This is a genomic window from Cutibacterium granulosum (assembly GCF_900186975.1).
Classification (GTDB): domain Bacteria; phylum Actinomycetota; class Actinomycetes; order Propionibacteriales; family Propionibacteriaceae; genus Cutibacterium; species Cutibacterium granulosum.
Genome location: NZ_LT906441.1, coordinates 939,873 through 952,470, shown reverse-complemented (window position 1 = coordinate 952,470; position 12,598 = coordinate 939,873). Strand labels below are relative to the sequence as shown.

Below are 12,598 nucleotides of genomic sequence, written 5' to 3'. Positions count from 1 at the left end.
AGTCTGGCCACACTGGCCACACTGGCCACATAGGCTGGATCCATCGAGATTGTGGGGCAATGGCTGCCTTGCAGATACCAATCCGATCGGCGCGACCGGTCACTGGCCCACACCCGCAGCACGAATCTCACCAGGAAAGGAAGCGTTGACCATGAAGATCAACGACAACGGCCCCAAACCGAACGCCTTCGACATCGAGACCGCAACGAAGGAGAACACGAACTACCGCACCACCGCCTGGACCGGTAAGTACCTGCAGGTGACGCTCATGTCCATCCCGGTGGGAGAGTCCATCGGCCTGGAGGCCCACCCCGACACCGATCAGTTCCTGCGCCTGGACTCCGGCAAGGGGCGCTGCGTCATGGGACCGGCTGAGGATCAGCTCGACTTCCAGCAGGACGTCAGCGACGGCTGGTCCGTCCAGGTCCCGGTCGGCACCTGGCACGACGTCATCAACACCGGTGACGAGCCGATGCAGGTCTACGCCATCTACGCCCCGGTCCACCACACCCCGGGCATCGTCCAGGAGACCGCCGCCAAGGCTGAGGAGGACGAAAAGTCCGGAGCCGACGTCCCACCGGAGTGGAGCGTCCAACCCGACAAGACCGCCGACGATCTGCACGCCTGAGAAGCACCATCCGTCCAGGGCAGGCGGCGATCACCGCCTGCCCACCCGACTGTGTAGACGGCGGGCCTGTCCGCTGACGACTACTACTGAAAGACCTGAGGGCCGTGAAGAACTAGTGGCCGGGGACGAGTAGCTGCTGCGGCATTTCTCCGTAGCGGGCTGGGGTTGCGATACCTGCTGCGAGAAGCGCGTTCGTGGCAAGGATTGGCTCGACGCGGTTGGCAAGCCAGTCCTGTTGAAGGCCAGTCTTGGTAGCGACTTGGTCAAGCGCTACGAAGATCTTGTAGATCGAGTGATCGCTGAACTGGCGATGGTCTCGCTTGGCTCGCCGGGCAATGTTAGAAAGGACCCCTGGGCGGTCGAGAACAGAGTGGTTCCACAGCTTCGCGCAGTGAGCGTTGCGGTTGCGCAGGTAGACAAATGATCGGACTTGACTTGGCAGCGTCGTTGGAGAGACGTTCATCGAAATCGCCACGTCTTGCAGCACTCCGGACTTGCTTGAAGCCTCGATGAGCCTGGACAGACTTCCAAACGAGAAGGCCTCCACAGCTACCCAGATGGGCATGCGTGCGTACGCTTCCGTGCTGTAAGCATTACCCGTCTTGATCTCGTCACGGTAGTGAGACACAAAGGTCTCCTTGCTCCGGTCCAGATTCGACAACGCATGTTCTTCTACACGTTCGCCATCACGACCAGGCGATTGCGTGAATCCCTCACCCCGAGCGAATGCTCCAATCGACCCGACTTTCTGTGCGTAGTAGTAGGCGAACCGGGTTCTCAGGAGAACCTCGATCGGGTGGAGGACTTCGTCGCAAACCGCAACTAGGTCTTGCTCCGCTTCGTAGAGACGCTGAATTACTTCGAAGGATGAACCATCGAGGAAACGATCGTCGCCCGCCGTAGGGTCCACTTGCCAGTACCGGAAATATCCCGAGAGCCGGTAGTAGTTCACGCGAGATAGGAAATCAGCTGCTGTTGCGGTATCAGTTACGGTCAAACCGCGTTCTTGAAGCAGTTCAACTTGTTCGTCGTAACTGAACCAGCGCTTAACCATGAGCTTTCTAGACACTGAAAGGCCCCGGTCATTTGTGCATTGTCCCTCGCGAGACTAGAGGCCTGACCGGGGATCTATCACATCTCATAGTACGTCAACGTAGCCGTCTCGTCAACGCCACGACGAGACTCACGCATGGTCCCCGCATAAACAGGGCCCGTGCCTCACACACTTTTCCGCGTGAAAGCGTCAGGCAACAGCGACGACCAAGGGTATGGATGGTGAGGGGGTGTCAATGCAGGCTTGCTATGAGGTGACCAAGAATTACGCGGCCGCCTATGCGTCGACGTCGACAAAGGACAAAGGGCATCGTGGATCAGGTGGTCGAGGTGACCGGCTGGAACCGCGACCACACCCGCCAGCAACTGTGAGCCAGGATGGGCCAGCCCAAGAGCCGCGCGAGCGCCACCGTCAGGGTCATGGACACACGCCGTACCAAGGGCTGCAAGTACTCCTCCGACGCCCACACAATCCTGCCCACCGTGTGGGCGACCAGTGGCGGGTTGTGCGGCAAGTACTTGGCGGTATCGATGAACGACTTGCTCGACGCGATGGAGGCCGAAGGCTGCCCAACGCGATCACCATCGGCACAGCCGGTGCCCAGGTCGAATCCGAACCCGGGTTCTTCGAGGTCGACATGGTTACTCACTGCGGGTTCACGGTGAAAGGCGAGTTCTGTCAGACGGTGAACGTCACCGGCATCCGCCGCGCCAGTTAACCCCAGATTTCACGGGAAAACTACATGAGGCGAGGGCCCCCATCTCGCGGGGACGTGACAGTGAGGCACCGCAAATCGATCCCAGCCTTAGCCCTGATACCGGGCGATCCTCTCCTCCAACCCGGCTTCAACACCGGGCCACTCAGCGCGGATTACCGAGAAGTAATCAATATCGGCGATGGTTCCGTCAGCCGCCGGACGGAAAGATCGCAGCGTGCCTTCAAGCTGTGCCCCAAGCCGGGCAATCGCCGAACGAGAGCGGGTATTGCGATGATCACAGCGCAGGGCGACCCGGTGCATACCAAAGTCCTCAAAGGCACGCCGGAACAACATCAGCTTCGCAGACGGGTTCACCACCGTGCCCCACACGTTACGACCATAAATGGTGTACCCGATCTGGCAACGAATCCCCGGAACAATGTCATACAGACCGGTCCGGCCAACGAACCGTCCGTCAAGTTCGACGGCATACATCTCGAAATTGTCCGCCTCGATCAGTGACCGGAGATGGTCGCGCATCTGATCGTCAGACGTTGGAAACGGGGTGGAATTGCCCTGCCAACTCTCCTCGTCGACGATGGCGCGCAGCTTAGGCGCGTCGGTCAGTTTGAGAGGACGCAAAGCGACCGGACCCACAGCAAGAGCAGTCATGTCGGCAATCCTAACTCGACACATCTGAGGAGCACCCGATCTCATCATGCGAGTCAATCAGGAAGCTGCGCATGGCTAGCCTGCGTACATGTTCCCCGGGAAGCATCTCCAGGGACAAAGGATGTTGGACTTCCCACCCACACCGCCTGATATGTGAACAGGCTAGGCTCCTTTCAGATTATTTTTCACGGCACAAGGACGTCATTTCCTGGTGCGTTGTTCGTCTCTACCACAACGGTTCATCGCCACGGTTCCCGTGTTCGCCTTTTCGTATTTTACCCACCACATAGAATGAATTGGTCGAGATCGTGGGGCAACGACAGCCTCACCGAGGCCGATCCAGCCATCGAGACTGCTGCCAAGGACGAGAAGTCCGGGGTCGACGTCCCGCCGCAATGGAGCGTCCAGCCTGCCAAGAGAGCAAACGATCTGCATACTTGAGTAACCCAGCGTCGACCCAGACCAGGAGCCCCCCCGATGACACCCCAGACTCGCCCATGACGATGAAGAAGAACTCCCTCGTCCTGGCGATCTGCATCATCGTCTTGGAACTCATCGGCGGGATGCAGACCTACCTCACCCAGCTCATCCTGCCGATCATGGCGGCCGACCTCGACGCCCAGGACATGTACGGCGTCATCACCGGGGTCGGATCCCTCTCCACCATGGTCGGCCTGCCCATCGGTGCCACCTTTCTCAGACGCTGCCGACTTCCGAGAATCCTCCTGACGGCCACAGCGGCCCTCATCGTCGGGGCCATCATCAGTGCCACCGCCCCCACCATTTGGGTCTTTCTCATCGGCCGCGCGATCCGCGGATTCGCTGGGGCCTGCCTGGCCATGACGTCCATCGGTGCCGTCGCCGTCGGACTGACCGGGCGAGCTCGTCAACTCACCCTGGCTTTCAACTCGGCCAGCTGGATCATCGCATCCATTGTCGGCCCGAGCTACGCCGCATGGGTCACCCACCTGCTCTCCTGGCGCTGGGCGATGCTGTGTTACCTGCCCTTCCTGCTCGCGGCGCGGATCGTCATCGCCGAGAACCTCGACGCCGACCAGCACAGCGACGACTCCCCCATGCCCCTCAAGGCCACCGGGCTCATCGCCATCGGCATCACCCTCATAATCGTCCCGGTGCCCTCACCGTGGAAATACGTCCTCATGATCGCAGGATTCCTCATCCTGGGCTGGGTGGCCATCATCTCCATGCCGCCGCACACTTTCACCACGGGTGGCATCCGCCTGCACGCCCTGGCAGGTCTGTTCTTCCTCACCGGCGCCTACTACTCCGCCAACGAGCTGGTCACGCTGAGCTACCACGACCTCTTCGGCGGTGACGCCAAGGACCTCGGCTACATCATTCTCGGCGGCGGACTCGGATGGGCCATCACCGGCGTACTCGCCGGCCTCAAACCCACCAAGAATCCACGTCATTACCTCATCCGGATCGGGGTGGGCGTCGGGCTCATCATCACCGCGTCGACCCTCATCACCATCGCTCTGGCCACCCGGATGGCCGGTCTGCCACCCTTCCAGGCCATGATGGTGCTGTGGATCAGCGCCGGGATCGGCATGGGGGTCGTCTACCTCGACGTCCTCAGCACCCTCTTCGAGGACCCCATCGTCCCCGACGGCATCCCCATCGAGGCCATCGCGGGATCATCCGTCATCGTCGAGAATCTTGCCAGCGCCATGTTCGTCCCGCTACTCACGTCTCTGGTCGCGGTGGCCTTTCCCCAACACGGTACCTCAACGCCGATCACCCCACCACGCTGGCCTTACGCCCTGTCCTGGGGTCTGGTTGCCGTGCTCGCCGTCATCGCACTGAGCTATCTCATCCGCTCCGGGCACAGCGAAAAGGCAGCGTGGCTGGCCAAGCCTGCCGAGGCAGACCAGTCAGATCGCGCGGCCCAGGCTCAGCCCTCAGTCAGGTGAGAACTCCGAACAAACCTGCTCAGCTCCCACTCCGACGAGCTTTCCCAGGAGGACGAGGAGAGCACCAGAACCGCCCTCGCCAAGGACGGGCAGGACGTTCGGGGCCATCTTGACGCAGATACCGGGGGGCCAGCACCGCGCACCCGAGAACCAGGGGTGGCCAACTGCACCAGAAGCATGGCACCATGCGCGCTCGGCAAGGGTCTGGCCGATGCGACGCGCTGTACCCCCGCCAGCAGCAAAGTGTGGAGTTGCTTGAAGATGTCGCCTCCTGGCCAGGGCCATCAGTGAGCTGGAGACCCCACTGTTTGACATGCACCCCGATGGACGGTGATGAGTCACAACGCGGGATGGGGGAACAGCAGGAGGATTCCCCGTCTGGGAATGCGATCATTTCCGCGTGACCGCGCCAGGGAACAGCCCGTGCTCCATGCCGGCGATGATGAATTCAACCTTGAGATCAAGATTGCCGCGCTCCCCCAGATCCTGCATCCCGAAGATGTCGGGGAGGCCCTCGGTCATGACCCCGATTCTCTCGACGCCGGTGCGTCCGTCCTCGTCAGCCACCAGATAGGGCTGCATCGAGATGAAGGTCTCGAAGGTGGTGTCCCCGACGAAATCGAAGGCGAAAGCGGCCCCCTCGACTCCTCCGGGAATACCAAGTTCTGCCAATCCCTGCGCAATCGCCGCGCAGCGAGGCATGACTGCCCCAAAAGTCTCTGGCTGAGTCATGAGCACCAGCGGGGCCTCTGGATATCGCTCACACAACGCCCACTGACGGTCGACAATCTGACGAAGGGCGTCCTGCCAACTCGCGACGTTGGGATCGGGTTCAATGTCCACCATGATCTCCGCGATTGCAGCCACTTGCAGTTCCTGACGAGAACTGAACTCTCGGTACAAGGCGGTGGCCTTCACCCCGAGACGATCAGCGACCGCCCTCAAGGTGAAGGTCTCAATGCCCTCGGCCAGGGCTGCATCAATCGCCTGACGTCGCGTAAACGCAGGCCTGCGCCCTGGCCGTTTGCTGATCATTCACGGCCCACGAGCGACCACCCCTCGGCCCGCTCCCGGGCATGCCACAGATCGGCGTAAGCACCGCCGCTGGCAATGAGGTCGTCATGGGTTCCCACTTGGCAGACTCTACCGGTGTGATCGATGACGACGATGCGATCCGCCGAACGGATGGTGTCGAGCTTGTGAGCGATGACGAGGATCGTCGAGAACTCACGCAGCTGGGCCAGGGCGGCCTCGATGTGGGCCTCGTTCTCCGGGTCGAGAGCAGAGGTGGCCTCGTCGAAGAGCAGGATCGGGGCGCGTTTCAGCAAGGCTCGTGCCACCGACACCCGTTGCCGTTCACCACCCGAGAGACGACGGCCACCTTCACCAACGCCGGCGTCCCATCCACCGGGCAGACGAGCTGCGATCTCATCGACCCCGGCCAGAGACCCCGCCTTCCGGACCTGCTCGTCCGTGGCATCCGGGTCACCGATGCGGATGTTCTCCGCCAAAGTGGAGTCGTAGAGATAAACGTCCTGGAAAACCATGGCGAGCTGACTCATGAGCTGCTCGGTGGTTTGGTCGCGCACGTCCAGTCCGCCGACACGCACCGTCCCGGAGTCGACGTCCCAGAACCTCGCCATGAGCCGGAACAGAGTCGTCTTGCCAGCCCCCGAGGGGCCGACAATGGCCGTCAAACCCCCCGCTGGAGCAGTGAACGTGACGTCATGGACGACCGGGTGCTCCTTGTCATAACCGAAGGAGACGTCTTCGAAGGACACCTCACCGGGAGCTGTCATGTCGCCCGGGGCCTCGGGCTCGGGAAGCACCTCAGCCGAGAGGATCTCGTCGACCTCACTGACCGGCTTGCGCGCGGTCTCGACGGACAGAGCAGCCGAGACGACGTCCTCCAACACCTTGGCGTAGCGCAGCGAGACGCCGACGAAAGCAACCGTCGCGACCGGGGCGAGGGTGCCGTTGCTGCCCATGCGCGCGGCCAGCACGATGAGGACGACCGCGACCGCCTGGGCACCCAGACCCGAGAGGAAGTTCGCCGTCACGCCCAGCCCCAGACACTTACGAGCGGCGCGTTCATTGGCCCGGCGTGCATTCCGAAGCGGCTCGTAGCCCTCGGCTCGGCCGGCGGCCCTCAGCACTGGTTGGGTCTCACAGAACTCGACGATGCGGGCAGCCAGTTCCTGCTCGGTCGGCTGGACCACCGACTCACCGCGAAGCCACAAGGCTCGCGAGGCGATCATGATCAGACACATCGCAGGCATCGAGATGAGCAGGGACAACCCCAACTGCCACGACCAGAACCACGAGAGCACCATCATGACGACGGTGGTCGCGGCACCGCGCACGAGTGGGGCGGTGAAATGTGCCAACCCCTCGCCCAGGTGCATGAGTCCCTGAGTGAGAAGGCGGGACAGGCGGCCGGGGAAACTCGAGCGGAACCATCCCAGTGGCAGGCTCGCCACCTGGTCGCCGATGCGCACGCTGAGTTTTCCCATGACATCCATCGCGGCGAGATAGCCGATCGTCGACTGGAAGTACGTCACGACGGCCCCGGCAACGGCCAGGGCGACGAGCACCCACACCCAGCCCTGCCAGGTCAGTCCCATCGAGGGTCCACCCTCGACGAATGCCGTGATCGTCGGAACGATGGCGAACAGGCCAACTCCCTCGAGGACTCCCTGGACACCTGCCAGCCACAGGGAGCGACGGAACTTGGCAGCTCCTTCCTCGGTGAGAAGGGGCCTGAAGGTGTTCAGGAGCAGGATGTCGCCCGCCCAGGAAAGGCGGGAGTTCATGGTCGTGGTCATTGAGTGACTCCTTCCATCGCTCGCCCTGCCGACAGACGCGCCCAGTAGGGCTGGTCGGCCAATTCCTCGGACGAACCGCAAGCTGCGATGCCACCGCCCTCCATGACGCAGATGACGTCAGCTCCGGCCACCGACTCGGCGTGGTGACCGATGGCGAGCACAGTTCGGCCCCGGGCCAGTGCAGCCAGGGCCTGCTGGATCTCCGCCTCGCAGTCGGGATCGGTGGCGGCCGTCGCCTCGTCGAGCACGAGGATCGGGGCGTCGGCGAGCACAGCGCGGGCGATCGACAGCCGCTGCTTCTGACCACCCGAGAAATCGGTGTCCTCACCCAGGACGGTGTCGAAACCCTTCGGCAGTGCGTCGATGTCGTCAAGAATGTGGGCGGCCCGAGCAGCCTCGCACACCTGGTCGTCGGTGGCGTCGGGACGGGCCAGGGTGATGACGTCACGGATGGACCGACGCTGCATGTACGGATCCTGGAGGACGAAGGACACCAACCGGTAGAGGTCGTCCTGGGCGAGGTCCTTGAGGTCGACCCCACCAATGCGCACCACCCCGGAATCAGGGTCGCGGAAGCGGGCGAGCATCGTCGCCAGGGTCGACTTGCCGGACCCCGACGGCCCGACGAGAGCCGTCACCGTCCCCGGACGCAGCGTCAGGTTGACGTGGCTGAGCGCCGGGATGACGCCGTCAGGGGTGAGGTAGGAGGCGCTGACGTCGTCAAAGGTGACCGTCATGTCATCAGGAATCCGCGCGCTGACCTGTGGATGGCTGATCTGCTCGATGGACAGCACGTCCTGCAGACGCAGAGCCGCGTTGCCGGCCTGTTGGTAACCCCATGCCATGTTGCCCAGTACCTCGATGGTGCGCGGCAGGACCAGGGCGATGAGTGAACAGGTGAGGACGTCGGTGACGCCCACCCAGCCGGCCTTGGCCATGAGCAGACCGAATCCCAGGTTGATCGCCATGAGGGCGGCCACCGAGATCACCGACAGAGACAGGGCCGACGCCTTGATGAGCGGGCCACACCAGTTCCAGTAGAACTGGGCGAACTCCTCGCACGCACGGGTGAAGCGACGATGGGCCTTACCGGTCTGTCCGAAGTTCTTGACGACGTGGATCCCCTCCGTCAGCTCGATCGACGAGGATGAGATGTCGGCCAGTTTGTCGTCCATCTCGGCGGTCTTGGTGGCCATGTCTCGCATCGTCACCCACTGCAGCAGGGCGTAGATCGGGAAGGTGGCGATGGAGAGAAGTCCCAGCCGCCAGTCCACCACGAAGGCGTAGACGAGCAGGACGAGCGGAACTCCCACGGCTGCGGTTTGCTCAACGGGCGCATGGGCGACGAGCATGTGGATCTGGACGGTGTCGTCCTGGATGGCCTTGCGCACTCGACCGGTTGACGACGAGCTGAACCAGGCCAGCGGCGCCTTCGAGATGTGGTCGATGATGCGATCCTGCAAGATGTTGCGCACCTTGATGTCGGCGATGTGAGTGATGAGGAGGGCCACCACGTAGAGCATGGCCTGGATGCAGAAAGCCATCCACAGCACATTGGCGGTATGGGTGAGCGCCTCACGGTCGACGTGATCACCCAGCAGGATCGCGCCGAGTCTCGTCAGGGCGACGTACGGGGCCAGTGCGACGATGCATGACACCACGACAAGGATCCGCGCAACGATGACGTACCCACGAATGGGCCTCATGATCATCGACAGGGCCTTGCCGCCGGCACGGTGCTTGGCCTGATAGTCCTGAGTTCCTCCCGGCGCGACAGCGTCGGGGCACACCTGCAGGGACGTGGAGATCTCGGTCACTTCGTCAGTCCTGCCCGCTGGAAGTGCTTGCGACCCACCTTGATGCCCAACCAGCCACCGGCCAGCCCCAGCAGGAAGACGATGACGGCCCATCCCGCCACCAGGCCAGGTGTGAAGAGTTCCCGCATCTTGTTGGAGTAGTCGGCACCCATCTGCTCGGTGATCATGGCGTAGTACTCGTCGGTATTCACGAGCATCGGGATGAGCGGCACGATCATCCACAGCACGAACACGGCATACCCGAGCATCGCGCAGCTCGTCGTGAGACGGGTGCTGCGGCCGGCATTGGTGATGATGATGTCGGAGAGGAATCCGAGCACTATTCCAGCCGGGATCATCCAGATGGTGTGCCCCGGGCTCATACCGAGCCCGACGAGCAGACCAGTGATCGTCATGGTGCCAATTTTCGGCACCCGTGCAACTGACAACATGAGGACGATGCCGCCCAGCAGGATGCCCAGGATCCAACCGACGAACATGAAGGCCGGACCGGCGAGACCGATCATGCCGCAGGCGTAGAAGACGACGAAGAAGATCACCGCGAAGATGGCGATACTCACCAGGTCACGCGTTGTCAGACGGGGTTTCATGATTGTCCTTTCAGAGTGGTGATGTTGATGAGGTAATCCCCACATCGGGCCATGAGCTCCGGGTCGTGGGTGATGACGATGACGACCTTCCCAGCGGTCGCGAGATCACCGACGAGGTCAGCGATCGAGGTGAGGTGACGAAAATCGGCACCCGATGTGGGCTCGTCGAAGATGACGACCTCCTTGTCCTGAGCGATGGTGGCCGCCACGACGAGGCGCTGGGCCTGCCCACCGGACAGTGACAAGGGGTGACGGTCACGTTGGCCGACCAGGTCGAGACGTTCCAGGAGCGCCGGGACGTTGGCGGCATCGCGTTGGCGCGGGTCCAGACCGAGGGTGACTTCCCGCTCCACCGACTCGCTGAACAGCTGACGGCGGACGTCCTGCATGACCATCCCGCACGATTTCTGCCTCCTGCCGGTGCTCCACGGCTCTCCCATGCCGATACGGGCGCTGGGCGGGGACTTTTCGAGCCCGCAGATCAGTCGGGCCAAGGTCGATTTGCCCGCGCCATTGGGGCCGGTGAGGATCGTCACCGCTCCGGCCGGCAGGAAGAGGGAGTCGACGTCGAGAATCGTCGGGCCATGCCCGTAGGAGAAGGACAGGTGCTCGACCATCAGCCCAGTCGGGAGTTTTGGGCCATCGGTGTTGGAGGAGGCTGCGGCGGTCGGCGGCTCGGGTATGTCCACCGGGACGACATCGACGGCGCGGAGGCCACGTTCGGTCCGTTCCATGTCCGTCAGGCTGAAAAGATCATCGCCGGTCATGGTTTCGGCGACCCTGCCGTCAGAAATGCGATGAACGACGTCGACCATCCCACGGAAGAGGTGCAGCCGATGCTCGGCAATGACCAGCGTCTTCCCGGAGGCCTTCAGCTGGGCGACGAGGTGGCGAAAATCGTCGATTCCCTCGGCAGAGAGATTCGAGGTCGGCTCGTCGAAGAGGAGCAGATCGACGTCAGTGACCAGGGCACAGGCACACGCGACGCGCTGCAACTCCCCTCCCGAGAGGGTGTCGAGCCGCCTGTCGAGCAGGTGTGCGATGCCGGTCTGGCCGACTGCCCGAGTCATAGCGTCGCGGATCTCAGACGGGTCGACCCCGTAATTCTCCAGCCCGAAAGCCAGCTCGGTTCGCACGCTGGAGGTGAAGAACTGGGTGCGAGGATTCTGGAAGATCATCGCCGAGGTGCGCCCGACGTCGTGGAGTTCGACCCCGGCCAGATCAGTGCCGTCCACCTCCGCCTTGCCACGCATGGTGCCCTCGAAAAACTTCGGGACAAGGCCATTCATCGTCCGCAGCAGGGTGGACTTCCCCGATCCTGATCCCCCAATGAGCAGGGTCAGGGTCCCGGGCCGGATCGTCATGGTGATGTCCCGGAGCTGGTCCACGGCCTCTCGGTCGGGCGTGGGGCCGTCATCGAACGGGGACCCGTCGAGGTCAGGGACCGGGTAGGCGTAGGAGACGTCGGTCAGGCTGACGCTCATGCGATCACCTCGGTCACGCGCCAGGCAATCAACGCGACCAAAACCGTCAGCACGACGACGTCACCGAGACGGAAACGACTCGGGTCCAGGGTGGACCGGGATTTTTGTGCACCCAGCCCCTTGATGATGGCTGCGGCGGAGAGCTCGTCGGCGATCCGGGCAGCCGAGGCCAAGAAGGGGATGACGACGTATTCCCCCGTACGCAGCGGGTGGCGCATGGTTGAGCGGGCGCCGGGTCTCAGGCCTCGCAGGGTCATGGCCTGGACGATCGCCCGCAGCTCGCGCACTGCCATCGGGAAGAACCTCACCACGACCATCACCGGGACCTGCACGACCCGCGGCGCACGCATCTGGGTGAGGACTGAACCAACCCGGGTGACGTCGAGAACCTTGATCGCAGCCACTGCCGAGCCGAAGACTCCTGCGAAGCGGAACATCCAGAAGGCGATGAAGACCAGAAATGCGGAAACAGCCGAGTGCCATAGGGCTGGAAGGGCGAAACAGCAGAAGACCCACACCAGGACAAAGGCCAGCCACCCGATCCACGTCGTGGGGCGGGTCGTGAGCACGAGTGACACCGCGACGACACCGAGGCAGGCCAGCACCAGAGGCGTCGACCCCGCTCCCATGAGAAGGACGTTGAGAACGATGACATAGAGGAACAGGGTGCGTGGGTCCACAGCACCGTGGAACCCCCGAGTGCGGGGCCGATGGGTGGTGGTCAGCGCGCTTCCGGCCATGGCGCGGGCCATCGGGAGCGGGGGGATGTCACCTTGTCGGGCCACGGTCACCTCGTCACAATTCATAAGGCAACCCTAACTCATTAGTTATCCTCGTTAACAAATAGGGGTCATTCACGCCCTGGCAAGGAGAGACACTCACAGGCCAGACAGGCGG

Annotated in this window: 11 protein-coding genes and 2 pseudogenes; 3 read left to right on the top strand and 10 right to left on the bottom strand. The window is 62.8% G+C overall.

Features of this window, described 5'->3' with window-relative positions; translation table 11 throughout:
* Positions 1-151: 151 nt before the first annotated feature.
* Positions 152-628, top strand: a complete 477-nt coding sequence (locus CKV91_RS03915; protein WP_021106231.1) for a cupin domain-containing protein — start codon at positions 152-154, stop codon at positions 626-628.
* Between the two features lie 112 nt (positions 629-740).
* Here CKV91_RS03915 and CKV91_RS03910 read toward each other — a convergent pair whose 3' ends face one another.
* The 3 genes from CKV91_RS03910 to CKV91_RS03900 form a co-directional block, all read right to left on the bottom strand.
* Positions 741-1,682, bottom strand: coding sequence for an Abi family protein (locus CKV91_RS03910; RefSeq protein WP_065861023.1), 942 nt, complete (start codon positions 1,680-1,682; stop codon positions 741-743).
* Between the two features lie 316 nt (positions 1,683-1,998).
* A complete protein-coding gene (locus CKV91_RS03905) occupies positions 1,999-2,331 on the bottom strand; it encodes a hypothetical protein (protein WP_016666251.1) in 333 nt (110 codons plus the stop codon).
* Positions 2,332-2,487: 156 nt separating this feature from the next.
* The gene (locus CKV91_RS03900) at positions 2,488-3,051 is read right to left on the bottom strand and encodes a GNAT family N-acetyltransferase (RefSeq protein WP_016666252.1); all 564 of its coding nucleotides are present in this window, start codon (positions 3,049-3,051) and stop codon (positions 2,488-2,490) included.
* Positions 3,052-3,399: 348 nt separating this feature from the next.
* Here CKV91_RS03900 and CKV91_RS09365 point away from each other — a divergent pair.
* Positions 3,400-3,492 (top strand): annotated as a pseudogene (locus CKV91_RS09365) (cupin domain-containing protein); the annotation flags it as partial.
* Positions 3,493-3,554: 62 nt separating this feature from the next.
* On the top strand, positions 3,555-4,985 hold the full coding sequence (locus CKV91_RS03895) for an MFS transporter (RefSeq protein ID WP_231933810.1): 1,431 nt from the start codon (positions 3,555-3,557) through the stop codon (positions 4,983-4,985).
* Between the two features lie 390 nt (positions 4,986-5,375).
* Here the strand turns inward: CKV91_RS03895 and CKV91_RS03890 are convergent, their stop codons facing one another.
* The 7 genes and pseudogenes from CKV91_RS03890 to CKV91_RS09760 form a co-directional block, all read right to left on the bottom strand.
* Entirely contained in the window at positions 5,376-6,020 is a 645-nt protein-coding gene (locus CKV91_RS03890) for a TetR/AcrR family transcriptional regulator (protein WP_021106235.1), read from the bottom strand.
* Entirely contained in the window at positions 6,017-7,810 is a 1,794-nt protein-coding gene (locus tag CKV91_RS03885; RefSeq protein ID WP_021106236.1) for an ABC transporter ATP-binding protein, read from the bottom strand. Before CKV91_RS03885 ends, CKV91_RS03890 begins: the two co-directional genes overlap by 4 nt.
* Complete coding sequence (locus CKV91_RS03880) at positions 7,807-9,627, bottom strand: ABC transporter ATP-binding protein (protein ID WP_021106237.1); 1,821 nt, start codon at positions 9,625-9,627, stop codon at positions 7,807-7,809. Before CKV91_RS03880 ends, CKV91_RS03885 begins: the two co-directional genes overlap by 4 nt.
* Complete coding sequence (locus CKV91_RS03875; RefSeq protein WP_021106238.1) at positions 9,624-10,217, bottom strand: MptD family putative ECF transporter S component; 594 nt, start codon at positions 10,215-10,217, stop codon at positions 9,624-9,626. The genes CKV91_RS03880 and CKV91_RS03875 overlap by 4 nt, the downstream gene beginning before the upstream one ends.
* Positions 10,214-11,701, bottom strand: a complete 1,488-nt coding sequence (locus tag CKV91_RS03870; protein ID WP_021106239.1) for an ABC transporter ATP-binding protein — start codon at positions 11,699-11,701, stop codon at positions 10,214-10,216. Before CKV91_RS03870 ends, CKV91_RS03875 begins: the two co-directional genes overlap by 4 nt.
* Positions 11,698-12,330 (bottom strand): energy-coupling factor transporter transmembrane component T, encoded by a 633-nt coding sequence (locus tag CKV91_RS09360; protein ID WP_231933838.1) that lies wholly within the window; start codon positions 12,328-12,330, stop codon positions 11,698-11,700. Before CKV91_RS09360 ends, CKV91_RS03870 begins: the two co-directional genes overlap by 4 nt.
* A pseudogene (locus tag CKV91_RS09760) lies at positions 12,325-12,453 on the bottom strand (energy-coupling factor transporter transmembrane component T); the annotation flags it as partial. The pseudogene CKV91_RS09760 and the gene CKV91_RS09360, both read right to left, overlap by 6 nt.
* Positions 12,454-12,598 lie beyond the last annotated feature (145 nt).